Annotated in this window: 27 protein-coding genes, 2 tRNA genes and 1 pseudogene; 13 read left to right on the plus strand and 17 right to left on the minus strand. The window is 66.2% G+C overall.

Annotation, left to right across the window (positions count from 1 at the left end; genetic code table 11):
• Positions 1 to 55: 55 nt before the first annotated feature.
• On the minus strand, positions 56 to 838 hold the full coding sequence (locus H4I97_RS12375) for an ABC transporter substrate-binding protein (protein WP_182304944.1): 783 nt from the start codon (positions 836 to 838) through the stop codon (positions 56 to 58).
• 145 nt (positions 839 to 983) lie between these two features.
• Here H4I97_RS12375 and H4I97_RS12380 point away from each other — a divergent pair, with 145 nt between their 5' ends.
• Entirely contained in the window at positions 984 to 1940 is a 957-nt protein-coding gene (locus H4I97_RS12380) for a LysR family transcriptional regulator (protein WP_182304945.1), read from the plus strand.
• Positions 1941 to 1962: 22 nt separating this feature from the next.
• On the opposite strand, the gene H4I97_RS12385 is transcribed toward H4I97_RS12380, so the two are convergent.
• Positions 1963 to 2391, minus strand: coding sequence for an acyl-CoA thioesterase (locus tag H4I97_RS12385; RefSeq protein ID WP_182304946.1), 429 nt, complete (start codon positions 2389 to 2391; stop codon positions 1963 to 1965).
• Between the two features lie 148 nt (positions 2392 to 2539).
• Positions 2540 to 2616 (minus strand) — tRNA-Pro (locus tag H4I97_RS12390).
• Between the two features lie 320 nt (positions 2617 to 2936).
• Here H4I97_RS12390 and H4I97_RS12395 point away from each other — a divergent pair.
• The 3 genes from H4I97_RS12395 (at position 2937) to H4I97_RS12405 (ending at position 4314) form a co-directional block, all read left to right on the plus strand.
• On the plus strand, positions 2937 to 3335 hold the full coding sequence (locus H4I97_RS12395; protein WP_182304947.1) for a hypothetical protein: 399 nt from the start codon (positions 2937 to 2939) through the stop codon (positions 3333 to 3335).
• 488 nt (positions 3336 to 3823) lie between these two features.
• Positions 3824 to 4036, plus strand: a complete 213-nt coding sequence (locus H4I97_RS12400; protein ID WP_182304948.1) for a hypothetical protein — start codon at positions 3824 to 3826, stop codon at positions 4034 to 4036.
• A 2-nt stretch (positions 4037 to 4038) separates the two neighbouring features.
• A complete protein-coding gene (locus H4I97_RS12405) occupies positions 4039 to 4314 on the plus strand; it encodes a hypothetical protein (RefSeq protein ID WP_182304949.1) in 276 nt (91 codons plus the stop codon).
• 82 nt (positions 4315 to 4396) lie between these two features.
• On the opposite strand, the gene H4I97_RS12410 is transcribed toward H4I97_RS12405, so the two are convergent.
• A tRNA-Gln gene (locus tag H4I97_RS12410) sits at positions 4397 to 4471 on the minus strand.
• 230 nt (positions 4472 to 4701) lie between these two features.
• On the opposite strand from H4I97_RS12410, the gene H4I97_RS12415 reads away from it, so the two are divergent.
• A complete protein-coding gene (locus H4I97_RS12415) occupies positions 4702 to 4998 on the plus strand; it encodes a cupin domain-containing protein (protein ID WP_182304950.1) in 297 nt (98 codons plus the stop codon).
• The gene (locus H4I97_RS12420; protein WP_182304951.1) at positions 4995 to 5924 is read left to right on the plus strand and encodes an MBL fold metallo-hydrolase; all 930 of its coding nucleotides are present in this window, start codon (positions 4995 to 4997) and stop codon (positions 5922 to 5924) included. The genes H4I97_RS12415 and H4I97_RS12420 overlap by 4 nt, the downstream gene beginning before the upstream one ends.
• Positions 5925 to 5943: 19 nt before the next feature.
• On the opposite strand, the gene H4I97_RS12425 is transcribed toward H4I97_RS12420, so the two are convergent.
• Together H4I97_RS12425 and H4I97_RS12430 are read right to left on the minus strand one after the other, a co-directional pair.
• Complete coding sequence (locus H4I97_RS12425; RefSeq protein ID WP_182304952.1) at positions 5944 to 6858, minus strand: DUF1499 domain-containing protein; 915 nt, start codon at positions 6856 to 6858, stop codon at positions 5944 to 5946.
• Positions 6859 to 6935: 77 nt separating this feature from the next.
• On the minus strand, positions 6936 to 7841 hold the full coding sequence (locus H4I97_RS12430; protein WP_182304953.1) for a hypothetical protein: 906 nt from the start codon (positions 7839 to 7841) through the stop codon (positions 6936 to 6938).
• A gap of 87 nt (positions 7842 to 7928) precedes the next feature.
• Here H4I97_RS12430 and H4I97_RS12435 point away from each other — a divergent pair, with 87 nt between their 5' ends.
• A complete protein-coding gene (locus H4I97_RS12435; RefSeq protein WP_182304954.1) occupies positions 7929 to 8255 on the plus strand; it encodes a hypothetical protein in 327 nt (108 codons plus the stop codon).
• 5 nt (positions 8256 to 8260) lie between these two features.
• Here H4I97_RS12435 and ppdK read toward each other — a convergent pair whose 3' ends face one another.
• The 7 genes from ppdK to H4I97_RS12470 form a co-directional block, all read right to left on the minus strand.
• A complete protein-coding gene (ppdK, locus tag H4I97_RS12440; RefSeq protein WP_182304955.1) occupies positions 8261 to 10936 on the minus strand; it encodes a pyruvate, phosphate dikinase in 2676 nt (891 codons plus the stop codon).
• 133 nt (positions 10937 to 11069) lie between these two features.
• Complete coding sequence (locus H4I97_RS12445; RefSeq protein ID WP_182304956.1) at positions 11070 to 12710, minus strand: asparagine synthase-related protein; 1641 nt, start codon at positions 12708 to 12710, stop codon at positions 11070 to 11072.
• 71 nt (positions 12711 to 12781) lie between these two features.
• Positions 12782 to 12940 carry a hypothetical protein gene (locus H4I97_RS12450; RefSeq protein ID WP_182304957.1) on the minus strand — a complete coding sequence of 53 codons (159 nt, stop codon included), beginning with the start codon at positions 12938 to 12940 and terminating at the stop codon, positions 12782 to 12784.
• Positions 12941 to 13077: 137 nt separating this feature from the next.
• Positions 13078 to 13464 (minus strand): Ivy family c-type lysozyme inhibitor, encoded by a 387-nt coding sequence (locus H4I97_RS12455; protein ID WP_182304958.1) that lies wholly within the window; start codon positions 13462 to 13464, stop codon positions 13078 to 13080.
• Between the two features lie 59 nt (positions 13465 to 13523).
• On the minus strand, positions 13524 to 16991 hold the full coding sequence (locus H4I97_RS12460) for a chromosome segregation SMC family protein (protein WP_182304959.1): 3468 nt from the start codon (positions 16989 to 16991) through the stop codon (positions 13524 to 13526).
• 399 nt (positions 16992 to 17390) lie between these two features.
• Positions 17391 to 18179, minus strand: coding sequence for a DsbA family protein (locus H4I97_RS12465; RefSeq protein ID WP_182304960.1), 789 nt, complete (start codon positions 18177 to 18179; stop codon positions 17391 to 17393).
• Between the two features lie 149 nt (positions 18180 to 18328).
• Positions 18329 to 18850, minus strand: coding sequence for a DUF721 domain-containing protein (locus tag H4I97_RS12470; protein WP_182304961.1), 522 nt, complete (start codon positions 18848 to 18850; stop codon positions 18329 to 18331).
• 97 nt (positions 18851 to 18947) lie between these two features.
• On the opposite strand from H4I97_RS12470, the gene mutY reads away from it, so the two are divergent.
• Complete coding sequence (gene mutY, locus H4I97_RS12475; RefSeq protein ID WP_182304962.1) at positions 18948 to 20042, plus strand: A/G-specific adenine glycosylase; 1095 nt, start codon at positions 18948 to 18950, stop codon at positions 20040 to 20042.
• 3 nt (positions 20043 to 20045) lie between these two features.
• Positions 20046 to 20660 carry an HAD family hydrolase gene (locus H4I97_RS12480; protein WP_182304963.1) on the plus strand — a complete coding sequence of 205 codons (615 nt, stop codon included), beginning with the start codon at positions 20046 to 20048 and terminating at the stop codon, positions 20658 to 20660.
• Positions 20661 to 20805: 145 nt separating this feature from the next.
• Here the strand turns inward: H4I97_RS12480 and H4I97_RS12485 are convergent, their stop codons facing one another.
• The 3 genes from H4I97_RS12485 to H4I97_RS12495 all read right to left on the minus strand — a co-directional run bounded on the left by H4I97_RS12485 (position 20806) and on the right by H4I97_RS12495 (position 22801).
• The gene (locus tag H4I97_RS12485) at positions 20806 to 21936 is read right to left on the minus strand and encodes a site-specific DNA-methyltransferase (protein WP_182304964.1); all 1131 of its coding nucleotides are present in this window, start codon (positions 21934 to 21936) and stop codon (positions 20806 to 20808) included.
• A gap of 194 nt (positions 21937 to 22130) precedes the next feature.
• Positions 22131 to 22475: an antibiotic biosynthesis monooxygenase family protein gene (locus H4I97_RS12490; protein WP_182304965.1), complete on the minus strand. Its 345-nt coding sequence runs from the start codon at positions 22473 to 22475 to the stop codon at positions 22131 to 22133.
• Positions 22472 to 22801 carry an NIPSNAP family protein gene (locus H4I97_RS12495; RefSeq protein ID WP_182304966.1) on the minus strand — a complete coding sequence of 110 codons (330 nt, stop codon included), beginning with the start codon at positions 22799 to 22801 and terminating at the stop codon, positions 22472 to 22474. The genes H4I97_RS12490 and H4I97_RS12495 overlap by 4 nt, the downstream gene beginning before the upstream one ends.
• 192 nt (positions 22802 to 22993) lie before the next feature.
• Between H4I97_RS12495 and H4I97_RS12500 the strand changes: the two genes are divergently transcribed.
• The 4 genes and pseudogenes from H4I97_RS12500 (at position 22994) to H4I97_RS12515 (ending at position 24824) form a co-directional block, all read left to right on the plus strand.
• Positions 22994 to 23671: an ArsR/SmtB family transcription factor gene (locus tag H4I97_RS12500; RefSeq protein ID WP_182304967.1), complete on the plus strand. Its 678-nt coding sequence runs from the start codon at positions 22994 to 22996 to the stop codon at positions 23669 to 23671.
• A gap of 26 nt (positions 23672 to 23697) precedes the next feature.
• A pseudogene (locus tag H4I97_RS12505) lies at positions 23698 to 23790 on the plus strand (type II toxin-antitoxin system ParD family antitoxin); the annotation flags it as partial.
• A 120-nt stretch (positions 23791 to 23910) separates the two neighbouring features.
• On the plus strand, positions 23911 to 24255 hold the full coding sequence (locus tag H4I97_RS12510) for a DMT family transporter (protein ID WP_182304968.1): 345 nt from the start codon (positions 23911 to 23913) through the stop codon (positions 24253 to 24255).
• Positions 24252 to 24824: a TetR/AcrR family transcriptional regulator gene (locus H4I97_RS12515; protein ID WP_182304969.1), complete on the plus strand. Its 573-nt coding sequence runs from the start codon at positions 24252 to 24254 to the stop codon at positions 24822 to 24824. Before H4I97_RS12510 ends, H4I97_RS12515 begins: the two co-directional genes overlap by 4 nt.
• Positions 24825 to 24852: 28 nt before the next feature.
• Here H4I97_RS12515 and H4I97_RS12520 read toward each other — a convergent pair whose 3' ends face one another.
• A complete protein-coding gene (locus tag H4I97_RS12520; protein ID WP_182304970.1) occupies positions 24853 to 25455 on the minus strand; it encodes a TetR/AcrR family transcriptional regulator in 603 nt (200 codons plus the stop codon).
• Positions 25456 to 25482 lie beyond the last annotated feature (27 nt).

Below are 25482 nucleotides of genomic sequence, written 5' to 3' on the forward strand. Positions count from 1 at the left end.
GGGCGAATGGGGACCGGCGGGAGAGACTTCCCGCCAGGCACCTGTTCCGTCGGTCTCAGCGGATGTCGCTGCCGATCCATTCCATGGAGATCTTCTCGTAGGTGCCGTCGGCCATCATCTCGTCCAAGGCCTTCTGCATGGCAGCCTTGAGCTCGGGATTGTCCTTGCGGATGGCGATGCCGATGGCGACGGCGCCGCCCTCGATGTCGGGCGTATCGAGCTTGCGGATCTTGTCTCCGGTTTCCTTGACGGCAACCATGACCGGGATGTTGTCGACGACAATCGCATCGACCCGACCCGATTTCAGTTCCAGCATCAGCTCCGGCAGGCCCTTGTATGTGCGGACGTCCCAGCCGCCCTGCTCGCGGGCCCACTTCTCGTGGGTCTCCCCGAGCGTGACGCCGATGGTCTTGCCCTTGAGTTCGTCGAGCGTCTGGACCGTCGAGCCTTCGCCGACGAAGACGGCGCGACCGGCGTGGTAATAGGGGCCAACGAAATCGACGACCTTCTCGCGTTCGGGCGTGATCGTCATCGAGCCGACGATGGTGTCGTATTTGTTGGCAAGCAGGCCGGCGATGATGCCGTCCCAAGCGGTGGTGACGATCTTGCCCTCGACGCCGATGCGCTTGGCGATTTCGAGGCCGATGGAGGCGTCGAAGCCGACGACTTCGTTCTTGTCGTTGACGAAGTTGAACGGCGGATACTGGCCGGACATGGCGATCTTCAGCTCGCCTGCCGACTTGACGGCTTCGAGATCGTCGGCACGGGCAGCGATGGCGGAGAAAGTCGCGGCAACGGCGATCGTTGCAGCGACGAGACCTGAAATAAGCTTGTTCATGAGACCTTCTGCTCCTCTGTCCTCTGGATGCTGGGCATTATTGTTTTTTGGGGAGACGCTCAGCGGCGCTGTCCGGAAATCATGATTGCGTTTGCAGCAATATTACGCAAATAGATAATGGAAATAGAGGACATAGATTTTAAGAATGATGCCGCGCGCCGAGAAACTGGTCTGGGAACTCGACTGGAACCTGTTGCGTACCTTTGTCGTGATCGCGGAGGAAAAGAGCATCACGCGGGCTGCCGAACGCCTCAAGCTCAAGCAGCCGAGCGTGAGCAACGCGCTCAGGCGACTGGAAGACCGAGTGGGTCTCCGGCTGGTGCGGCGTGATGCGATCCGCTTCGAACTGACGGAGGTCGGACAATTGCTCTATGAGCAGAGCATCGAGGTGTTCGGCACGATCTCGCAGCTTCCCGACCTGATGCATGGCATGAGCAGCGCGGTGACCGGGAACGTATCGATCGCCCTTGCAAGCCACGTCGTCTCACCGGTCTTCGACCGGGCGCTCGCGGGCTTCCACAAGGCCCATCCGCGGGCGAACCTCACCATCTCCGTCGCCGAGAGCCTGGAGGTGGTGCAGCGGGTACGCGAGCGGCGCGCCTCCTTCGGCATCTGCCTCGTGCGCGAGCGCGATCCCGCACTGTCCTACACCATGGTCTATCGCGAGCATTTCGGCTTCTTCTGCGGCCCCGGCCATCGGCTCTACGGGTGCAACGACCTGACGCTCGCCGACCTGCGCGAGGAATCCTCCGTCTCCTTCCAGACCGACAACATCTCCGATGCGCTGCGGCCCGTGGCGCTGCTGCGCAGCGAGGCGAAGCTGCGCGGCAACGTTGTCGGCACCTCCTCGAGCCTCGAAGAGGTGCGCCGGATGATCGTCGCGGGCTTAGGCATCGGGCCGCTGCCGCTGCATGTCGCGCGCCGCGACGTGGACGACGGTTTTCTCTGGCGGCTGCCGCCCTATGACAATCCGCCGGCAGTCGATATCTATCTCGTCACCAATCCGGAAAAGCGGATGAACCGGGCGGAAAAGGCGCTCGTCGACGCGCTGGAGGCGGAGATCGCCGCAACGCCTGTCGAGGAACGGATCTACGGGCCGTGAACGGCCAACACCCTGCCGGAGGTCAGCCGGCATCCTCCGCGAGCAGCGCCTCGGCACGGGCACGGGCGGCCGGATCGAGCGCGATCGCGGCGCGGGCGTCGAGATCGAAACGGGCGCTGACGGTACGGGCACGAGCGTGGAGCACGCCGTCGAGGCTGCCGCGCATCTCCTGCTCGAAGGTGATCGAGGACCGGCCGACCTTCACCACGTGCGAGCGGATGGTCAGAAGCGCGCCGGGTTTGGTTTCGTGCTTGTACTCGATCTCGGTGCGGACATCCGCCCAGCCCTTGCCCGTATCATCGGCCGCTTCCGCCCCGGCGATATGGCCGAGAAGCTGAAAGCTCGCATCGTCGAACATCGCCGCATAGTGGCGAACGTTCATATGGCCCATGGTGTCGCACATCCACGGATGCACGACGCCGACGAAAGTGACGATGGAACGCTCGGTCATGGTTTGCCTCTCCCCCGGTGTCTGGTCCTCCCCGCGCTTAGCGGAGCGAGGGCGTAGCTGTAAAGCGGCAAGGTGCGGGAGCGTTGGGAAGGACGGGAGGAAACTGCGGCCGGAAATGAAAAAAGCCCGCTTCCGCGGGCTTTTCGGCTGGTCGGAGTGGCGTGATTCGAACACGCGACCCCCACGTCCCGAACGTGGTGCGCTACCAGACTGCGCTACACTCCGTGACCAGCGGCGCCTCTATAGACCAGCCGTTTTTGTTGTACAAGCGGTGTTTTGAAAAAAGCGCCGGGCCTATGCGAAAAATTTGTGACGGGCCGCCGCGACTTCCGGAACGACGCGCGACGGCAGGCGCCCGGAGCCCTTGTTTTACAGGGCGAGCGTGGCAGGAGAGATACAGACGGGAAAATAAACCGGCGGGCGTGTGGAACCGATTTTCTCCGCAGGCGATTGGGGATAAAGCCGCCAGAGGTGAGGTCGCCGGTGCGGGGGCTGCGCAAAGGCGCGGCCGCCGGCCCCACCGCTCGAAGCGAAGGACGGGACAGATGAATTTCCGCGTGATTACAATGGCTGGCCTCGCGCTGGCCCTTGCCGCATGTACCACAACAGGGATCGCCAGAAATGGCGTCGAGGCGCGCTGGAACGGCAAGCAGGCCGGCGCCTTCTTCGCCAAGTTCGGCCCGCCGGTCAGCGACACGGCCGCCGGCGGCAATACGCTCTATAGCTGGCGCGGCGGTTACAAGACCCGCGTGGTGCCGGCGGTCTATGAAGACCTCAACGGCAAGAAGGGCAAGCTGCTGCAGCGCGCCCGCACCGAGTACCTGCGCTGCGAGGTGCAGCTCACCGTCTCCCCGGATTACGTCATCCGCGGCGTCCGCACCGTGGTCGACAAGCGCGGCGCCGACGGCAAGAGCTATTGCGAGGAATTCCTGGCAGCCGAATGAAGGCTGCATCGGCGGCCATGACCGGTAACGGGCTCCTTCGCGGGGTCCGTTTTCGTTTTCGGCGATTTTTTTTGGGGGAGCCGTCGGTGAACGGGAAGATCGAAGAGCCTCGCTACGCACTACCCATCGCGAGGCAAGGTCGTTATAGCCGCGCCAAGGTTAATTTTTACCTTATCCAGCAAATGCTTATCGTCAAAAATCCGACGGCCGCGAGAACGACGTCAACGGTCGCGAGGACCGGCGGATCGCGGGAAATTACCGACCTACGCCCCCAAAAGGCCAGGGCTTTCTTGACTATGTTCACGCCATGTTCCGTGCCTTTGCGCAATGGCCACGAGGTTCGGCGCTCTCGGCAAACCGCCCTTCACCATATGAAACTTTAGGATGCGACAGCGACAGGCCTTCCGCAACCAACTCTCAATTAGCATTGACTCTTCCGCCAATGAGAACAAAATAGGAACAAATTCCCGTTCTCAAGAGTGCCAATTATGCCTGTCGTCGCCCACCAGATCGAACCCCTTTCCGATGAACAAGACTTGGCGGAAGCCGTCCTCGCCGCTCACGACGGCGACCCACTCGCCGCCCTTCGCTCGGTCATCGCCGATGCGGAATTCCTTCACGGTCAACTCGAAATCGCTTCCGCCCTCATAAGCCCCGGTCTCGCACGTGGCTGGAAACCGAAGTTTCAGCGTGTGGAATAGCCATGAAGCACCGTCGTGGCATTGATCTAACCGCGTCTTTCGGTCCGTCCGATTACCGGGAGCACGAAAGCCAGCAGTACGAAACGTTGAAGAGCCTCCACGAATGGGAAGTGCTCGGTGCGAAATGTGGAAAGTGCGGTCGCGTCTCGTGGCTCGACAAGCGTGTGATCGAGCGTGAATTCGGGAATCAGTACCTCATGAATCTTCGCCGCAAGCTGCGGTGCGTTTGCGGAAACAAGGAGGGCAACACCGTGCTCATCGGAAAACTGCCGCGATAGCCGGTTCCACGCGCCGGAAAAGTGTCCCGGTTGGGAGGTCGCAGATGTTCTCGCACCGTTGGATTTGCCGGCAATGCGAATGTGGCTGGGGCGCCTGGATTCGAACCAGGGGATGGCGGTACCAAAAACCGCTGCCTTACCGCTTGGCTACGCCCCAACACGTGCGGATCGTCGCGGCGGGGAGGAAGGCTCCGGCGCCGGCCGTTGCCCCTTAGCAAAAGCGGCATGGCGGGGCAACGGTTTCGTGACAAAAAAAGCCGGCGCCCTCTCCACCACCTCCGCCGATCAACGGTTTTCATCGGCCGCATCCGATTTTTTCATTGGACGCGACGTGCGCGCGCCTTAGGGTCCGGTCGAGACTTCACCGCTTGCGAACGAGGAACACCCATGCCCGGCTTTTCCGCCCGCCCGCCTGCCCTGCCGACGATCCTCCTCGACGATGCCGTCGTGCGCATCACCCGCTGGGATTTCGAGCCGGGGGCTGCGACCGGACACCATGTGCACGGCCTCGGTTACGTGGTGGTACCGATGACCGATTGCCATTTCCTGATCGAGGACGCCGCCGGCGAGCGGCGGGTGACGAGCAAGGCCGGCGAGGTCTATCGCCGCGAGGCGGGCGTCGAGCACAATGTCGTCAACGGCGGCGATGCGCCGATGTCCTTCATCGAGATCGAGTACAAATGAGCGAGCCGCGCGACACGCCGAAAAGCCCGGAATTCGACCTCACCTTCGAACCGGCCCACGGCCGGGCGGTGCCGGTCGCCGACGGCGTGGAGCGGATCACCGTCAACAATCCCGGCCCCTTCACCTTCCACGGCACGAATACCTACATCGTCGGCCGCCGCTCCGTCGCGGTGATCGATCCGGGACCGGAGGACGAGGCGCATTTTGCCGCGCTGATGCAGGCGCTCGAAGGTCGCGAGGTGACCCATATCGCCGTCAGCCACACCCACAAGGACCATTCGCCGCTCGCGCGCCGACTGAAGGCGGCGACCGGGGCGGTGATCGTCGCCGAAGGGCCGCACCGGGCGGCGCGGCCTCTCCATACCGGCGAAACCAACCCGTTCGCGGAGAGCTCCGACATGGAATTTTCCCCCGACATCGCGCTTGCCGACAATGACAGGGTCGAGGGCGACGGCTGGACGCTATCGGCGATCGCCACTCCCGGCCACACCGCCAACCACCTCGCCTTCGCACTCGAGGGGAGCGGCATCGTTTTTTCCGCCGATCATGTGATGGCCTGGGCGACGAGCATCGTCGCCCCGCCCGACGGCGCCATGGGCGACTACATGGCATCGCTGGAAAGGCTGCTTTCGCGCGACGACCGCATCTACTTTCCCGGCCATGGCGGGCCGGTGAAGGACCCGCCGGCCTTCCTGCGCGGGCTGCGCACCCACCGGCGGATGCGCGAGCGCGCCGTGCTCGAACGCATCCGGGCGGGCGACCGGCTAATCCCGGACATGGTGAAGGCGATCTACCGCGACACCGATCCGCGCCTTCATGGTGCGGCCGCGCTTTCCGTGCTGGCGCATATCGAGGATCTCGTCGAGAAGGGGATCGTCGCGACCGACGGTCCGCCGCGGCTCACCGGCGTCTACACGATCGCCTGAGGCAGGGCTCCCGCAGCCATCAGTCGCCGGCAACCCCGAGAAGCTCGGCATCCAGTTCGTGGAGGTAATGTTCGGCGATCAGGTCGCCGATGCCGAGATCGTGCGGGCCGTAGCGGCTGGCGACGCGGACGTCGACCAGCGTCGTCTCGGCCTCCTCGCGCAGCCTCACCATCACGTCGAAGGAAAGACCGAGCACCAGCGTGCGCATCTCCGCCTGGACGCGCGCGGTACCGGCGGGTTCCGGCGGTTCGGCGACGGCGAGCTCCTGCGGCGCGGGCCGCGGCAACGGCACCGGCCCGACCTTCGGCATCGTTTCGGCCGGCGCCGTGACCTGCGCATCCCTTCCCTGCGGCAGCGGCGCGAGCTCCGGCAGGAGGGGCTCGTGGCCACGCGACGCTGTCACAGTGAGCCCGGTGAGGTCGGCGACCTTCAGCACCGCCTCGTGCACCCGGTCGAGCGCGCCTTCGTAGCGCCGGCCGGTGAGGCCGGGATAGGCGCCCGCCTGGGCCTGCCGCATCGCCGGCGTCACCGGCGGCCGGTCGAGCCATTGCTGCTTGCCTTCCGGCACGGTGATCCAGGCTGGCGGATCGGCAATGTCGGTCGTGACGTCGTAGAGCATCGGCCGGGTCATGTACTGGAAGGCGGCAAAGCCGACGAGGCCGAGCGGCAGGGCCGCGTAAAGAAGCGCGCTGGTGGACGCCACACCGCCGAGCGCCCCGACCTTCCAGAGGCGCCAGAGGCCGAAGAGCGCGAGCGGCACGGCAAGCGCCGCCGGAACCGCCGAGGCGAGCACGAGCGCGACAGAATCCGGCGTGGTGAGTGGCCCAAAGCGATGGAGAAGCACGACCAGGACGAGGAAGACGGCGGCCGCACGCGAAAGCCGCCGCGCCAGGAAGGCCGAGCGGGAGACGGGCCGGTCATAGCGAATGGTCATCGATGCGTCACCGGCGCTCGCGAGTTCGGATCAGGAGCTTCCTGTTTACCGTCTCGCCCGGCAGGCGACAAGCGCGCTCACGGTTGCGTGCCCTCGCCCGCCTGACTGCCGTCGGTCTGATTGCCGTCGTCGAGCGGCAATTCCTCGCCGTTCAGGGTCGGAGCCGAGCCGTCATCGGGAATGATGAGTTGCAGGTCGCCCGGCGGCGGTGGCGGAGCGGCGTTTTCCGGCTGCGGCATGTAGAGCGAGCCGAGGACGATGAAGCCGATGACCACGAGCCAGCTGCCGACGATCCGCGAGGGGATCACGAGCCAGGGCCCGCGGAACTGCCGCAGCAGCAGCGCCGGCGCCACGACCAGCCAAAGCGCGCAGAGCGCCGTGCCGACGGTGAAATCGAGGATGCCGATGCCGAGGTCGTCGAGGCCGACGAAGAGCGAGAAGGAGAAGGCGACGATCGCCGCGGCGACGGCCGCTGCAAGAACGGCCCAGCGTCCCGGCACCCAGAGTGCCGTCCCGGTCGAAATCACCGCGGCGGGTGCAACGAGATAGAGCACCTCACCGAGCGGCGAGGCCATGACCCCGCGGAAGATCGGATCGAAGAAGGACAGCATCACCACCAGAACGGCAAGGAAGGTGAGGAAGATGATGCGCACTCCGCGCGTATCCGGGGCAACGGCAGCGGCGACCGCAAGGCCGAGCATCGCCAGAACCAGGTCATAGACCGAGAGCGTGAAGAGGAAGCCGAGCTCCATGAAGCCGTAGTCATGGGGGATCGCCTGCGAGAGGCCGAGCCCGACGAAGCCGAGAAGGACGAGGCCGAGCGACCAGCGGAAGCCGGCGGTGCGGGTTCTGGCGCGGATCGCAGCAAGGCCGGTGCCCGGCGCCTCGACGAGGGGAAGACCCTGGCGCTGCCTGCGGCGGCGCTCGGCACGCGACAGTGCCGGTTTGGCGTCGCCCGTTGCGCCGTGCGTTTTCGAGACCATGCGTCGCCTTGTCCCTTGGACCGGTGTGGAGAATTGTCCATAAATGATGCCGAGGTCATCATTCAAGACCGATGAAAGACGAGAGCGATGAGATCGATCCTGATGCTGAACGCCGTTACCCGGTGCGAGCGCAACGCGGCCACCAGCTTCGTCTTCGACAGCATAAACGCCCGCGGCGGCTGGGTCGATGACGTTCACATGTATTCCAACAAGATGACCAACATCCGGTTCGTGCTGGAGGCCGGCGACATCGAGCCTTTCCTGGCCGCGCTTGCGGACTACGGCATCCGCCTCGACGCCCCGGCCGAGCGCTTCGCGCCGGACGACCACACGGAGAGGAAGGCGACCCTTCAGCTCAGCTTCGTTCACGACGAGCCGGATCTGAGGCGCGAAATCCCCGCCGTTCCGGGCTGACGCAGTCAGCCCCTTCGGCCGTTCGCCTTGATCGCGGCCTGCGCTGCGGAGAGCCTTGCGATCGGCACGCGGAAGGGCGAGCAGGAGACGTAGTCGAGTCCTGCGCCTTCGCAGAAATGGATCGAGGCCGGGTCGCCGCCGTGTTCGCCGCAGATGCCGAGCTTCATGTCCGGCCGGGTCTGGCGGCCGCGCTCGGCGGCAATCCGGATCAGTTCGCCCACACCGTCGAAATCGAGCGAGATGAAGGGATCGTGCTCGATGATGCCCTTGCGCTGGTAGGTGGTGATGAAGGACGAGGCGTCGTCGCGCGAGATCCCGAAGGTCGTCTGCGTCAGGTCGTTGGTGCCGAAGGAGAAGAATTCCGCCGCCTCGGCGATGACGTGGGCGCGCAGGGCGGCGCGCGGCAGCTCGATCATCGTGCCGACGAGATAGCTGATCTGCAGGCCGGCCTCGGTCATCACCTCCTGGGCGACGCGGTCGATAGCGGCCTTCACGTAGTCGAGCTCGGATTTAAGGCCGACGAGCGGCACCATGATTTCCGGCACGACGGCGGCACCCGTTTCGCGGGCGGCCTCGATCGCGGCCTCGAAGATCGCGCGGGCCTGCATTTCGGCGATCTCGGGATAGGAGATCGCAAGACGGCAGCCGCGATGGCCGAGCATGGGGTTGAACTCGTGCAGCGCATCGACCCGCTGGCGCAGAAGCTGCGGTTCGAGGCCCATGGCGTCCGCCACCTCGGCAATCTCCTCGTCGGTCTTCGGCAGGAATTCGTGCAGCGGCGGGTCGAGGAGACGGATCGTCACCGGCAGGCCGTGCATGATCTCGAAGAGCTCGGTGAAATCGGAGCGCTGCATCGGCAGGAGCTTGGCGAGCGCGCGGCGGCGCCCCTCCTCGTCGGCGGCGAGGATCATCTCGCGCATGACCTGGATGCGCATGCCCTCGAAGAACATATGCTCGGTGCGGCAGAGGCCGATGCCTTCAGCGCCGAAGGAGCGCGCCGCACGCGCATCGGTCGGCGTATCGGCATTGGTGCGCACCGTCATGCGCCGGGTGCGGTCGGCCCAGTCCATGAGCTGGGCGAAATCGCCGGAAAGCTCCGGCTGCAGCATCGCCACCCTGCCCCTCAGCACCTGGCCGGTGGACCCGTCGATGGTGATGATGTCACCCTTGCCGAGCGTCACGCCGGCGCCGATCAGCACCTCGTTGCGCAGGTCGACGCGCAGGCTTCCGGCGCCCGCCACGCACGGGATGCCCATGCCGCGGGCGACAACCGCCGCGTGGCTGGTCATGCCGCCGCGGGTCGTCAGGATGCCTTCGGCGGCGTGCATGCCGTGAATGTCTTCCGGGCTTGTCTCGACACGAACGAGGATCACCTTGCGGCCCTCCTCCTCGGCGGCGACCGCCTCTTCCGCGGTGAAGACGATTGCGCCGGTCGCGGCCCCCGGCGAGGCCGGGAGGCCGGAGCCGATGACGTCGCGCTCGACGCGCGGATCGATCGTCGGGTGCAAGAGCTGGTCGAGCGAGGACGGCTCGATGCGCATCACCGCCTCTTCCTCACCGATCAGCCCTTCGGCCGCCATGTCGACGGCGATCTTCATCGCCGCCTTCGTCGTGCGCTTGCCGGAGCGGGCCTGCAGCATCCACAGCTTGCCGCGCTCGATGGTGAATTCGAGGTCCTGCATGTCGCGGTAGTGCGATTCGAGCTTGTCGCAGATCGAGCGGAACTCGGCGAAGGCCTCGGGCATGACCTTTTCGAGCGAGGGCCGGTCGGAGCCGGATTCGATCCGTGCCGCCTCGGTGATCGACTGCGGCGTACGGATGCCGGCGACGACGTCCTCGCCTTGGGCGTTGACGAGGAATTCGCCGTAGAGCGCCTTCTCGCCGGTCGAGGGATTGCGGGTGAAGGCGACGCCGGTCGCCGACGTCGAGCCGAGATTGCCGAAGACCATCGCCTGCACGGTAACGGCGGTGCCCCATTCGGCAGGGATGGCGTGCAGGTGGCGATAGGTGATCGCCCGCGGGTTCATCCAGCTCGCAAAGACCGCGCCGATCGCGCCCCAGAGTTGCACCAGCGGATCCTGCGGGAAGGGCTCGCCGAGTTCCTCCTCGATCAGCGCCTTGTAGAGGCCGACCACGTGCTGCCATTCGACGGCGGAGAGATCGGTGTCGAGGTCGTGGCCGAGGCGGGCCTTCTCGTCTTCGAGGATTTCCTCGAAGGACTCGTGGCCGAGACCCATGACGACGTCCCCGTACATCTGGATGAAGCGGCGGTAGCTGTCCCAGGCAAAGCGCGCATCGCCGGCATTGTGGCCGAGCGCCTCGACGGTCTCGTCGTTGAGGCCGAGGTTGAGCACCGTGTCCATCATGCCGGGCATGGAGGTGCGGGCGCCGGAGCGGACGGAGAGCAGCAGCGGATTGGTGGTATCGCCGAAGCCACGGCCGGTGATCTCCTCCATGCCTTTCAGGCCGGCGAGCACCTCTTTCTTCATCGCCTCCGGCAGCGTGCGGCCGTTCTCGTAATAGTAGGTACAGACGTCGGTGATGATGGTGAGGCCGGGCGGCACCGGCAGGCCGAGGCTCGCCATCTCCGCAAGGTTTGCGCCCTTGCCGCCGAGATGCTCGCGATCACCTGCGCGACCTTCGGCCTTTCCGTCACCAAAGGTATAGACCCACTTCCTCATGCCCGCTCTCCACCCATAGGCTTTTTCCATCATTTACAGCAATCTAGCCGGATTGGAAACGCCGCCGCCTGCAACTTATGTTGCATTGCATCATAATTGCGGCATGGTCGTGGAGAATTTGCAGATCGCGACGTCAGGCGGCAGTCGATCCGACATCACCGCTCGTGATCTGGTCACGATCCCAGCCGCCTTGCCGTCTGGTGCCGACGCGGCGCAGGATCGATTCCAGGTTGAATGCATGAAAGACGAAGCCGACGTCGTCGAGGGTGCTTCCGTCCCTGATTTCCGAGAGGGCGCGGATCAGAGCGTCCGCGTCGACGATCCCAAGATCGTGCAGGCGGCATTCGCGACGCAGATCGCGCGTGATGCCTCCGGCAGCGGCGACGAGCGACGTCGTGAGATAGGTCTCGAAATTCTCGCGCAGCGGCACATCGAGAAACGCGCTCGGGTAACCGAGATGGGAGAGCATCCGACGATGCAGCTCCTTTCCGGCACGCCATTCGCGGGGCAGACTGCGGTAGAAGCGCACCGCCTCCGGCTGGGCGAAGGCGCTGACCGGCCAGAGCCCGTTTTCCGCAAACAGCGGTGCGCGGGCGGCCTGCGCTTCGAGCACCGAGATCGGCAGGACCGGAAACGGCGCGCGCTCGCACCCGCGGGCGTAATCGGCGAAGCTGTTGCGGTAGGCCGGTCTGATCGCCGGGGCGGGTGATTGCGGCAGGTAGGCGTCGCCGACGTTCCTCGCCCATTGTTCGGCATCCTGCTCGAACGCATGCAGCATGTGCAGCTCGTCGCCGCCCGTCCCGGTCGCGATCACGCGCGTACCCCTTTTGCGCACCAACGCCGCGATGAGACCCCGCAAGGGCCGCTGCAAGTCGGCGTTGCGCGGTGTCGCGACGTAATCGCTCGTCGTGGAAAAACCGGAGGGGATCATCGCCGTGCGCTCGACCGGCCAGGTCATGTCGCGATAGCTGAACCGGCTGATCGCGAGCCTGCGCCGCTCGCGCTGCTGGCGTGCGGCAGCGCCGGTGATCGCAAGCGCCGCCGTTACAGGTGCCGACACGGCCGCGCGGGCGAGCACCCCGGCGATCACCGCGGAATCCATGCCGCCGCTGAACTCGGCTGCGACCTCCAGATCGCCGAGCGGCCATCGCCGCAGAAGCGCGTCCACCAGACCGCAGGCGGCAGCGGGGATGTCGACGTCTTCGCGCAGGGGCGTCGGCAGGAAGTAGGGAGCAGGCGGCGGGTATTCGACGCGGACTTCGCCACCTGCACCGACATACAGGGCGGCGCGTTCGGTCACCATGAAGACGTTGGAAAACAAGGTCGCCGACGCATAAGGCGGATTGCCGGTGAGACGAAAGGCGGTCCAGGCCGGGTCGACATCGCCCGCATCCGCATCGGCGTAGAAATCGGCAAAATTCCAGGAGACTTCCAGCGCGGACGCCGCGGCGCGCACATAGAGCGGCGCCACGCCGCCATGCCCGGCGCGGAACGTGACCGACGCTCGGCGATGGTCGACGACGATCGCCTGCCAGTCGAGCGGCCAGGTCTCCAATGCTGCAAGGAACGCACGCAACTCGCCCTCGCCTGCGTCGGATGCAGGCGGGAAATCCGCCCCTCCGGCCGCGGAGCGCTCACGGCAGAGAACCAAGGAAAGGTCCGGCCCTTCCCAGCAGAAGTTCTCCAGCAGCGGATGGGCCATCGCCCGCAACCCGTCGAACGACCACCGCTCGCAACCGGCAGTGGCCGTCCTGTCGATTCGTCCAATGAACATGCACACGCTCTCCGCGCGAGGTCCGTTGCCTCAGCCGAATGGCCGCCCCGAAGGGCGGCCGCTGATCGGCGTTACACGTCGAGCTTGTCCATGTCGCCGGGCTTTCCGCCCTTGATCATGGCGGAAATCTCGGTCGCCGACGGGGTCTGGCCGACACGCGGCGCCTTGGCGAAGACGTCGAGTTCAGCACCGAGGGTTGCCGACGGACGGGTGGACTTGGTGGTATCCATAGAGCTTCTCCTTGAGTTGAGACAGGTTTATGCTCGCCACGATTGCGCCACCCAACATAAGCATCTATAGATTGCACTCACATAACCGCAATGTCAACCGGAACTGGCAACCCATCCGGCCCTGACGCGGACCGCCCTCAGAAATCGCCGGCGAGCCGTTCCGCGGGCGTCGGATCGCCGAAGACCAGATGTCCCTGCCGGGCGTCGCGGATATAGACCGTCACCCGCTTGCCGTCGGCGGAGAAGAGCGCCCGCAGGCGGCTCTCGGCGCAACGCCCGGCCTCGCAAGCGGAGAAGAGCTGCATCGCCTTGCCGTCGACGGTAACGCGCTTCGAGGCGAGCGCGACGTATTTGGGGCGAGAAACCATGGCGCGTATCCATGGCGGGAGCCCGCGGCGGCCCCGCAGCAGCGTTTCGAGCGCCTCGCGATGGGGCGCGGACGCGGCAATCACCTGCGGCAAAAAATTGCCGGAAAGGCTCGGCTCCGGTTCCCCGGCGTGGAGCGGAAGGGAGAAAGCGACCATCAGGGCGGCGGCCGTGGCGACGGACCGGAGAGAACCCCGATACTGCCGGCGCCGGCCGGTCACACCGCCTCGCGCTCGCGCAGGGCCTCCGCCGTCTGCAGGTCGACGGAGACGAGCTGGGAGACGCCCTGCTCGGCCATGGTGACGCCGAAGAGCCGGTTCATCCGCGCCATGGTGATCGGATTGTGGGTGATGACGACGAAACGGGTCTCGGTGGAGGCCGCCATCTCGTCCATCAGGTTGCAGTAGCGCTCGACATTGTGGTCGTCGAGCGGCGCGTCCACCTCGTCGAGCACGCAGATCGGCGCCGGATTGGTGAGGAAGACGGCGAAGATCAGCGCCATTGCCGTCAGCGCCTGTTCGCCGCCCGAAAGCAGCGTCATCGTCTGCGGCTTCTTGCCCGGCGGGCGGGCGAGGATTTCGAGGCCGGCGTCCAGCGGGTCGTCGCTCTCGATCAGCTGCAGCTCCGCGGTGCCGCCGTTGAAGAGATGGGTGAAGAGGCGCTGGAACTGGGCGTTGACGACGTCGAAGGCGGCGATCAGCCGTTCGCGCCCCTCGCGGTTCAGGCTCTGGATCGCCCCGCGCAGCTTGCGGATCGCGTCGATCACGTCGTCGCGTTCCCTGATGAGCGCGGCGAGCTTCTCCGAAAGCTCCTTCTGCTCCTCGTCGGCGCGCAGGTTGACGGCGCCGAGACGCTCGCGCTCGATGCGCAGCCGGTCGAGATCGCGCTCGATCGCGCGCAGGTCCGGCAGGCCGTCGCCGGCGTTCCGCCCGGTCACCCGGAAGGCCTCGTGCGGCTCGACGTTGAGCGCCTGATGGATGCGCCCTTCGATCTCCTTGCGGCGCTCGCGCGCCGACATCAGGCGTTCCTCGGCGCGTCCGCGCTTCTCGCGGCTCTCGGCGAGCTCGGCGAGCGCGGACACCGCCTTCGCATCGGCTTCGCGCTGGCGGGTCTCGGCCTCGGCAAGCCTGTCTGCGGCAGCCCGGCGGGCAGCTTCCGCCTTGTCGAGTTCGGTCATCAGCGCGCGGCGCTTCTCGTCGAATTCGTCGGGCGCCATTTCGAGCGACATGACCTCTTCGCGCGCCTCAAGCTCACGGTCGCGCAGGGTGGCGATATGCTCCTCGGCGCTCCGCGCACGGGCGATCCAGGTCGCCCGTTCCTGGCCGATCGCGGCAATGCGGCGCCGGCGCTGCTCGTTTTCGCGGTCGAGCCCTTCGTGGCGGGCGCGGGCCTCGGCGAGCAGGCCGCGGCCGGTCGCCACCTCGACCTGGCTGATCCGCAGACGTTCGTCGAGATCGGAAAGATCCGGCGCATCCTCGAGCTCGATGCGGGCATTCTCCTCCTGCGCGAGGATTTCCTCGACCTGCGCCTGCAGGCCGCTCAGCGCCTCCTCGACCACGTCGCGGCGGCGCAGAAGCTCGCCGGAGGCGCGCTCCGCCTGGGCGAGCACATCGCGAGCCTCGGAAAGACGGCGGAGCGAGAGGCGCTGGGTCTCGCGCGCGGCGGCGAGGCTCGCATCCGCCATGCGGATCGCCTCGACCGCTTCCGAAAGCCGGTCCTCGGCCTCGGCGAGCTGGTCGCGAGCCTCGCCGATCTCGGCCTCGATTTCGGCGAGCCGGTTCTTCTGGGCGAGGCGGAGCGCGGCCGCACTCGGCGCCTCGGAGCCGCGGACATGGCCGTCCCAGCGGTAGACGGCACCCTCGCGGGTGACGAGCCGCTGGCCGGGCTGCAGGAGCCCCATCAGGTGGTGCGCCTGACCTGCGTCAACCACGCCGATCTGGCGGAGACGCCGCGTCAGCGCCGGCGGGGCGGCGACATGGCCGATCAGCGGAACCGCACCTGCAGGCAGCGCCGGATCGTCGGTGCCGGCGCCGTTTTCGCTCCAGTGGGCGGGCGCGCGCGGATCGGTGGGCGAATCGAGGTCGTCGCCGAGCACCGCGCCGAGCGCGGTCTCGAAACCACGGTCGACGCGTAGATCTTCGGCGACGGGCGAAAATTCGCCGGACGCGGCGGCGGAAGCGAGCATCTTCGAAATCGTGCGGGACTCGGTCTCGAGCCCGTTCAGCCTTGCGCGCGCCGCTTCGAGCGGGGTGCGGGCGAGGCTCTCGTCGCGGCGTGCGCCGACAAGGGCGGCCTCCGCCTCGACGACTGCCGCCTCGCAATCGGCGGACGCCTGTTCGGCGGCTTCGACCATTTCCCGCTTCTCGTCCGGATCGGGCAGGCCGGCGACGCGGGCGGCGATATCGGAAATTTCGCGGGTGGCATCCTCCGCCTGGCGCTGCAGACGCTGGCGGCGGTCGGCGAGTTCACGGATCGAGCGTTCGAGCTGGGTACGGCCGGCGGCCGCCTCGGCGCGTTCGGCAGTGAGCGCTGAAAACTGCTTCTCGCTTTCGGCAAGCGTCGCGGCGGCAGCCTCGAAGGCCTCGCGCGTCTCCTCGGCATGGCGGCCGGAATCGGCGAGCACCTCTTCGATCTCGGCCTCCTCCGCGTCGAGCCGTTCGAGAATCGTCGCATTGTCGGCAACGAGCCGCTCCTCGCGACGGATGTCCTCGTCGAGCTGGGCCAGACGGCGGGCGAGTTCGTCGCGACGTTTCAGCAGCCGTCCGGCATCCTCTTCGAGCTGCGAACGGGCGATCTGCAGGCGCTGCAGCGCCGCGGCGGCCTTCGCCTCGTCCTCGCGCAGTTCGGGCATCTTGAGGCTGGCGATCGCCTGGGCCTTGGCGGCCTCCATCTGGGCCTGCGCCTTTTCCGCGACGATCGAGGTCGCCTGGTTCAGCGCACTTTCCGCCTCACCTTCCGCCTCCTTGGCCTGCACCCATTGCACATGGAGCAGCATCGCCTCGTTGGCGCGGATGTCGGCGGAGAGCATCTTGAAGCGGTTCGCCTGCCGGGCCTGCCGCTTCAGGCTCTCGATCTGGCCTTCGAGTTGGGTGGTGATGTCTTCGAGACGTTCGAGATTGCCTTCGGCGGCGCGCAGACGAAGTTCCGCCTCATGCCGGCGCGAATGCAGGCCGGAAATGCCGGCCGCCTCTTCGAGAAGCTGGCGCCGCGCCTGCGGCTTCGCCTGGATGAGCTCGCCGATCCGCCCCTGCCCGACCATGGAGGGCGAACGCGCGCCGGTCGAGGCGTCGGCAAAGAGCAACTGCACGTCCTTGGCACGCGCCTCCTTGCCGTTGATCCTGTAGACCGAGCCCTGCTCGCGCTCGATGCGGCGCGTCACCTGGATCTCGTCGGCATCGTTGAAGGCGGCGGGCGCAGTGCGGTCAAAATTGTCGAGATAGAGGCCGACTTCGGCCGAATTGCGCGCCGGACGGTTTCCCGAGCCGGAGAAGATCACGTCGTCCATGCCGGAGGCGCGCATGTTCTTGTAGGAGTTCTCGCCCATCACCCATCGCAGCGCCTCGACGAGATTGGACTTGCCGCAGCCGTTCGGGCCGACGACACCCGTCAGTCCGCGCTCGATCACGAACTCCGTCGGTTCGACGAAGGACTTGAAGCCGACGAGGCGGAGACGGTTGAATTTCATGGAGCGACTCCGCGGAGACGCCGTGCAGAGATACCCCCCTCTGTCACTTCGTGACATCTCCCCCTCAATGGAGGAGATCGGCGCGGGGCCGACGGCCCAGGTCTCTCCACCGTTGCGACGAACGGAGCTGAGCCCGGACGCGCGACAAGGCCCCTCATCCGCCTGCCGGCACCTTCTCCCCGCACGCGGGGAGAAGGGCGATGAGCGGCACCCTCGGCGCAAGCCTTCCCTCTCCCCGCTCGCGGGGAGAGGGTCAGGGTGAGGGGCAAAGAGTTCAGAGACACGGAAAGCAGATGCTCCACCCCCGCCCGCGCATTCGCGCGACCTCCCCCATCAAAGGGGAGGTGGAAAACGGCCGCACGGGGGCTGCCGCCGGCCGTTGTATCGAATGCGCGCCGGTCAGAGGAAGCTGTCGATGAGTGCCGACATGGTTTCAACCGACATGTCTCCGGAATAGCTCTTTCCATTGATGAGGAAGGTCGGCGTCGACTTGATGTTGTAATCCTTGGCCGCACGGTCTCTCACAGCCGTCACATCAGCGGCAAGTTTCGCGTTCGTCAAGCACGCCTCGAAGCTCTCCTGTGTAAAACCGGCAAGTTTCGACATTTGCAGCATCGCGCCGCGGACATCGCCGTCGGCGGGAGCCGCCCAGGCCCGCTGCTGCTTGAGGAAGGTGGAGACGAACGGGAAGTAGCGATCCTGCGGGGCGCAGCGCGCCAGCATGAAGGCGGCGGTGGCGGCCGGATCGAAGGGGAACTCGCGCAGGACGAAGTAGACCTTGCCGGTGTCGATATACTTCGTCTTGATCGCGTCGAAGGTCTTCTCGTGGAAATTGGCGCAGTGCGGGCAGGTCATCGACATGTATTCGACGATCTTGACCGGCGCATTGGCGTCGCCCATCGCCATTTCCGGAAGCGTTCCTGGCTTCAGCACGTCGGCCATATCGACGGTGCCGTCGGGCTGCGGGACCTCGACCTTGGCGGCGGGCGCCTCGGCCGGTGCCGGCGTCGTTTCGGCGGCAGGCTTCTCGGCGGCGGGCTTCGCCTCTTCGGCGGCGGGAGCGGTCTTGCTCTCGGCCGGCTTTTCCTCAGAGCTGTCCGAGCAGGAGGCGAGAAGCGCGCCGAGCGCCGTCACGGCGATCCCGCCGAGCAGCCGCCGCTTGGTGAGGTTCAGTTCGGAAATTTGCATCGGGGCACCTGTCTCGTTCAGCGTTTGGACGTTGCCACAACCGTTATATTGCCGGATGGCGGCAAACAAGGCGGGGAAGCTGCTGTTTCATCAAAGAATTGTGACATCCTGAGGCCGGTCGGCGCAAGAAACGCAACGAGACGGGCTCGCTATCTCTTCCGCCGGTTCGGCGAGAGAACCGCCGTGCCGAGCCGCTCGATCGCCGCCCTCAGCTTCTCGTCGGTGATGCCTTCCATCATGTCGGCGAGGCGTCGCGCCCGCTCGCCCTCGAGCTTGCGCGGCTTGGGGCGGTGAAGCGCCGCCTGCGAGACCGGCTTCTGCACGATGCGGATCTGGCCGATCGCCGGATAGCCGAAGAAGCCGTTGATGCGGGCGATCAGTTCGCCCTGGGCATGGGAGAGGAAGAGCGCCCGTGCGCCGTCGCAGGCGATCGTCAGCACGCCCGGCCGGTGGCCGCCCTCCTCGCCCGGTTCGCCGCGCCGCGGCCAGGCGATCTTTTCCGGCCGCGAGCAATCGGCGAAACCGTCGCCGACGATCTCGTCCCAGGAGCCGAGCAGCGCGGTGTTGATGCCGGCGCGGCGCGCGAGCACCGGATCGACGATGCCGTTCGCCACCTCGGATATCTGGAAGACACCCCTTCTCGGCGCGGCGCTTTTCTTTTTGGTATTCATCGCGGCGCCTCGAAACCTTTTACCTCTGCCGGCAGATCCGGCCTTGAACCAAATGCCGATTTGGCCAGATATAGGCGAGTTTACCCCACATCGGCAAATGGCGACCTTGAAATCCTCCGCAAATCCGACCGCCCGGGCGCTCATTGCCTGGTACGACCGCCACCACCGCAAGCTGCCGTGGCGCACGACGCCGACGATGGCGGCAAAGGGCCTGCGCCCCGACCCCTACCATGTCTGGCTTTCCGAAGTCATGCTGCAGCAGACCACCGTGCAGGCGGTGAAGGCTTATTTCGCGAAATTCTTGAGCCGATGGCCCACCGTCGACGACCTCGCCGCCGCGCCGAACGAGGATGTGATGGCCGCCTGGGCGGGGCTCGGTTACTACGCCCGCGCCCGTAATCTCAAGAAATGCGCGGAAGTCGTTTCCGGCACGCATGGCGGCGTCTTTCCCGACACCGAAGAGGGGCTGAGAACCCTGCCCGGCATCGGCGATTATACCGCGGCAGCGATCGCGGCGATCGCCTTCGACCGGCAGGCGGCGGTGATGGACGGCAATGTCGAGCGGGTGATTTCGCGTCTCCATGCGATCGATGCGCCGCTGCCCGGCTCGAAGCCGGAGATGAAGCGGCACGTGGCGGCGATGACGCCTGCCGAGCGGCCGGGTGATTTCGCCCAGGCGATGATGGATCTCGGCGCGACGATCTGCACGCCGAAGCGTCCGGCCTGCGCGCTCTGTCCCTTCCGCGGGGAATGCCTGGCGCTCGAAGGCGACGATCCCGAACGGTTTCCGGTGAAGGCCGCGAAGAAGGAAAAGCCGGTGCGGCAGGGCGCGGCCTTCGTCGCCGTCTCGGGCGACGGGCTGATTCTCCTGCGGCGGCGTCCGGAACAGGGCCTGCTCGGCGGCATGACCGAGGTGCCGACCACCGGCTGGACGGCGCGCATGGACGGCGAGACCGGCGTCACCGCCGCCCCCTTCCCTGCCGAGTGGCAGCCCGCGGGCACCGTCACCCACGTCTTCACCCATTTCGAGCTCCGGCTTTCGGTCTATCGTGCCGGCCCGCTCAGCCTGCCCTCCGGCGTTCACGGATTTTGGGAGCCGGTGACCAAACTTGATGGCCTCGCGCTGCCGACCGTCATGAAAAAAGCAATCGTTCAGGCTATTCCGAACGCCTTTCCGACCAACAAGGGATAAATAATGCCTGCAGATATCCGCCACATCGTCTTCGACATAGGCAAGGTGCTCATCCACTACGATCCCGACCTGCCTTTTTCGCGCATCATCCCCGATCCCGAGGAGCGCCGTTGGTTCTTCGACAATGTCTGCACGCATGACTGGAATCTGGAGCAGGACCGCGGCCGCGGCTGGAAGGAGGCGGAAGAGCTTTTGATCGCCAGCTTCCCCGAGCGCGAGGACCACATCCGCGCCTTCCGGATCAACTGGCGCGAGATGGTGCCCTATGCCTACGAGGACACGGTGACGGTGCTGCGCGAACTGATCGACAGCGGCCGGGACGTGACCATGCTCACCAATTTCGCCGCCGACACCTTCCGCGAGGCGCAGGAGATGTATCCGTTCCTCACCACCTCGCGCGGGATCACGGTCTCCGGCGAAGTCGGGCTCATCAAGCCCGACCGGGCGATCTACGAAAGCCATGCCGCGGCGCACGGTCTGGAGCCGGAAAACACGCTGTTCATCGACGATTCGCCTGCGAATGTAGAAGGCGCGAAATCGGCCGGCTGGCAGGCGGTGCAGTTCACCGGCGCCGACAAGCTCCGCCGCGACCTCGCGACTTACGGCGTTGCCATCTGAGGACGGCTGGGGAACCGATCAGACGAAATCAGAAAAGATGACGCCCGGTTCCTTGTCGGAACCGGGCGTCAAGCACTCCTTCCGGGACTGAAGGTACTGGAACCGGAAGGAGGATTCTCGCATGCAGGCGAAGCACGCCGGATCGTCAATCGAGCTTCGCCATTCCGCTGCGGACGACCGCCCGCAATTCGTCGATCGGGCGCAGCGCCTTGCCTTCCTCGAAGTGCCAGAAGGTCCAGCCGTTGCAGGCGTCGAGCCCCTGCACCCTGGCGCCGACGCGGTGGATCGAGCCCGCCTCGCCGCCGGAAACCAGTGTACCGTCCGCCCGGACGATCGCCGAATGGCGACGGCGTGCGCAGGTGAGCACCTGGCCGGGGCGGATCATGCCGCTCTCGACCAGTGTATTGAAGGCGACGCGCGGTTCGGCCTTCTTGCCGGTCATCACGGTCAGTTCCGTCTTGCCGAGCGGCTCGACGGCGGCGATGCGCGCAGCAGCCGCATCGATGTAATCCTGTTCGCGCTCGATGCCGACGAAATGGCGGCCGAGGCGCTTGGCGACCGCACCGGTGGTGCCGGAGCCGAAGAAGGGATCGAGCACGACGTCGCCGGGCTTGGTGGAGGCCATGATGACGCGGGCGAGCAGCGCTTCCGGCTTCTGGGTCGGATGCACCTTCTTGCCGTCCTCGCCCTTCAGCCGCTCGGAGCCGCCGCAGATCGGGAAAAGCCAGTCCGAGCGCATCTGCACGTCGTCGTTGGCGGCCTTCATGGCGTCGTAATTGAAGGTGTAGCCCTTGGCCTTCGGATCGGGCGAGGCCCAGATCATCGTCTCATGGGCGTTCTGGAAACGGCGGCCCTTGAAGTTCGGCATCGGGTTGGTCTTGCGCCAGACGATGTCGTTCAGGATCCAGAAATTCAGGTCCTGCAGCGTCGCGCCGACGCGGAAGATGTTGTGATAGGAGCCGATGACCCAGATCGTGCCGGTCGGCTTCAGCACGCGGCGGCAGGCGAGCAGCCAGGCACGGGTGAAGGCGTCATAGGCCTCGAAGGAGGCGAACTGGTCCCACTCGTCGTCGACGGCGTCGACCACCGACTGGTCCGGACGGGTCAGCATGCCGCCGAGCTGCAGGTTGTAGGGCGGATCGGCGAAGATCGCATCGACGGATTTGTCGGGAAGTGCTTCGAGCGCGGCGACGCAATCGCCCTTGATGATGCTGTCGACCCAGGAGAACGGGTCCGAAGAACGGCGAAGTTCGGCGAGCGGAAATACAGAAGCCATGTTCTACTCTCTGTTACGCGGACGCAGCACGGGATAACGAGGCTCATGGTTACCGAACTTGGTTACCAAAGATTGAACGGCCCGGGCGATTTTCCGCGCTTGCCGGCCTTTTCGACCGGTAAGCCCTCACGAACATGGTTTACGCGCCTCTCCGCGCCGGCGGGCGACGGCGCGGAGGGTCTGAACTGTCGTCCTCAGCCGTGCAGGAGGCGGCTGTCGGCGGGCGCTTCGTCGCGGGCGGCGAGACCATAATCGCGGATGACGTGGGCGACCCGCAGCCGGTAGTCGGCGAAGATGCCGGCGCGACCCGCCTCCTGCGCCCGCCGGTGCTCCTCCGTCCGGCGCCATGCGGAGACGGCCTCCTCGTCCCGCCAGAAGGAGAGCGACAGGACCTTGCCCGGTTGGGAAAGGCTCTCGAACCGCTCGATCGAGAGGAAGCCGTCGACCTCCTCCAGCAGCGGCCGCAGGAGCTCGGCGCGGGCGAGATAGGCGGTGCGCCGCCCTTCCGCGGGAACGACCTCGAAGATGACGGCGATCATGGCTGCCTCTCCGCCGACGGCAGGCGGCTCACTTCCTTCAGGAACAGGCGGTCTTCCTCGAGAATGAAACCGGCCTTGCGGGCGAATTCGTAGTTCGCCTGGCCGAGCGGATCGGCCGCGAGCCTTGCCCGGTAGGCCTCGTAGGCCGCGAGGTCCTCGACATGATAGATGCCGTAGGCGGTGGTCAGCGAGCCCTCGTGCGGGGCGAAATAGCCGACGAGATCGGCGCCGCAGCGCGGGATCGCTTCGCCCCAATTGCGGGCATAGGTCGAGAAATCCTCCCGGGCAAAGGGCGCGATGCGATAGCGGATGATGCAGGTAATCATGATTGGTCCTTTCGGTTTCGGGAGCCCCGATGTGCCATGGTCCCGAACGAAGCTGCTTCGACCGCGATCGAAGCATCGCTTACCCACGACAGGGCATGATGCAGGCATCGCTTCGACGGACATAGTTCGATATCAGCCGAAGCATGTGCTACACTCGGCGTGTCGAGTGCCACAAACCCCGCGAGGTGCATCATGGCCGAAGGCCCGGACATTGCCCGCATTGCCGCCCTGATCGGCTATCCCGCCCGGTCGAACATGCTGCTCGCCCTGCTCGGCGGCAGGGCGCTCACCGCGACCGAGCTCGCAGGCGCGGCCGGTGTCACGCTGCAGACGGCAAGTTCGCATCTTTCGAAACTCGAAGACGGCGGGCTGCTTCGCCAGCGCAAGCAGGGGCGGCACCGCTACTTCGCGCTCGCCGACGACCATGTCGGCGCGATGATCGAGAGCCTGATGGGCTTTGCCGCGAGCCGCGGGCACCTGCGCCACCGTGTCGGACCGAAGGAACCGGCGCTCCGCAAGGCGCGCATCTGCTACGACCATCTCGCCGGCGACTATGGCGTCAGGATGCTCGACAGCCTGATCACGCAAGGGGCGATCGAATCCCACGACGAGGCGCTGCGGCTGACGAAGGCGGGCGAGAACCTGCTTTCCGGCCACGGCATCGATTTCGCCGCGCTGAAGGCGAAGCGCCGGCCGCTCTGCCGCGCCTGCCTCGACTGGAGCGAACGCCGCACCCATCTCGCAGGCTCGCTCGGCAAGGCCCTGCTCTCCCACTTCCTCGACCGCGGCGAGGCACGCCGCGTGGAGGGAAGTCGCGTCGTCCAGTTCTCCCCGGAAGGGGAACGGCGGTTCCGGGCGATGTTCCGGTAGACGATCAGCACCGCGCCGCCCGCTCCCTGGAGGATGCGCTGATCGAAGGCGAACAGTCGGGCGAGCCGCGTCCCTTTGACTTCGATGCGTTCAAGAAGCGCAAGCGGGCAGCGTTCTAGCGGCCCGTCTCTTCGCGCTGCCCCTCTTCTCCCCGGCGGGGAGAAGAGAAGCGCCTTGCAAAGAAACCAACCGTCCGGTATCTTTAGGGCCATGATGAACGCGTGCGAGAGTATTTTGCGATGAACCCCGTCTTTTCCGCCTACGGTGCGCTCGGTGGCGCCATCGTGCTCGAGGTGATCGGCACGACGCTCCTGCAGAGGTCCGAGCAGTTCACACGCCTGCTACCGACCGCGGGCATGGTGATGTTCTACGCCGCCTCGTTCTACCTGCTGACGCATGCGCTCAAGGGCATGCCGCTCGGCATCGCCTATGCGATGTGGGGCGGGCTCGGCATCGTGCTGACGGCGCTGATCAGCGTCTTCGTCTTCAAGCAGACGCTCGATTTCGCCGCCCTTTCCGGGATTGCGCTGATCGTCGCCGGCGTCATCGTCATGAACACGCTCTCCGGGTCGGTGAGCCATTGAACGCGCCCGCCCTCTCCGCCTATCACCGCCCGAAACAGCCCGAACAGGTGCGCCGGGCACTGCTCGATTGCGCCGCGCAGATCGCCGCCGAAAGCGGGGCGGGCGCGATCACCATCCAGGCGGTGGCGGAACGCGCCGGCGTCACCAAGGGCGGGCTGCTCCATCATTTTGAGAGCAAGCAGGCGCTGCTCGCCGCCGTCTTCGCCGACCTGCTCGACCAGCTCGACCGCGAGATCGACCGCTCGATCGAGAGTGACCCGAAGCCCGCGGGCCGCTTCACCCGTGCCTATGTCCGCGCCTGCTTCTCCGACCGGCTGCTTGGCGCGAGAAGTCTCTGGGCAGCGCTCTCGGTCGCGATCGTTTCCGAACCGGCGCTGCGGGCGCTCTGGACCGCCTGGCTCGACCAACGGCTTTCCCGGCACCGCGCGACGGACGATACGCCGGCGCTTGCCGTCGTCCGGCTCGCCGCCGACGGCATCTGGCTCGCCGACATGCTGGAGAAGGAAGGCGGGCTCCGGCGCTATCCGCAGAGCTTCGAGGCGGAGCTGCTGGCACTCGCCGGTGGATGAAGGCGCAGAGTGCGGCGCTTGGCGGGCTTCAGGCCGAAGGACGGGCGGCAGGTGCGAGCCGCGCCATGAAGAGGTCCACCAGAAAGGCGACGCGGCCGGGGGCGCTGGCCGGGTCCAGCGCCGTCTGAACGACGAGGTCGATCCCGAGCGCAAGCATGGCGTCGGCCATCAGCACCGGATCGTGGCGCCGTAGCCGCCCCTCCTCCATCCAGCGCCCGAGATCCGTCTCCAGATCGGTCTGCACGGTCGTCCTGATCGGGGTCAGATAGAAGGTCTGGCGAAAAAGGGTCTGGTTCTTCACGATGAGTGCGGCGTTGGCACTGTCCGTCCGGGCGAAATCCGCCACCAGCCGATAGGGCTCGCCGATGAAGGCCTGCGGCGTACCGGCTGCCGCCCGGGCGGCCTTTAGATCTCTGGCGAGAGGAACGACGATGGCCTCGACCAGGGCGGCGAAGGCTTCGTCCTTGTCGTTGAAATAATTGTAGAACGAACCGATCGCCAGGCCGCTGGCACGCACGATGTCGCGCACCGTGGCGGCGCCGAAGCCCAGCTGCGAAAACACGTCGCGTGCAGCGACCAGGATCGCTTCGCGGTTCGCCTTCTTGTTCTGCTCGCGTTTCGACATCTGCATGGCGTCTCATCTCACAGTTCCGACGAA

Origin of the sequence: Ciceribacter thiooxidans (assembly GCF_014126615.1) — a bacterium.
Lineage (GTDB): Bacteria > Pseudomonadota > Alphaproteobacteria > Rhizobiales > Rhizobiaceae > Allorhizobium > Allorhizobium thiooxidans.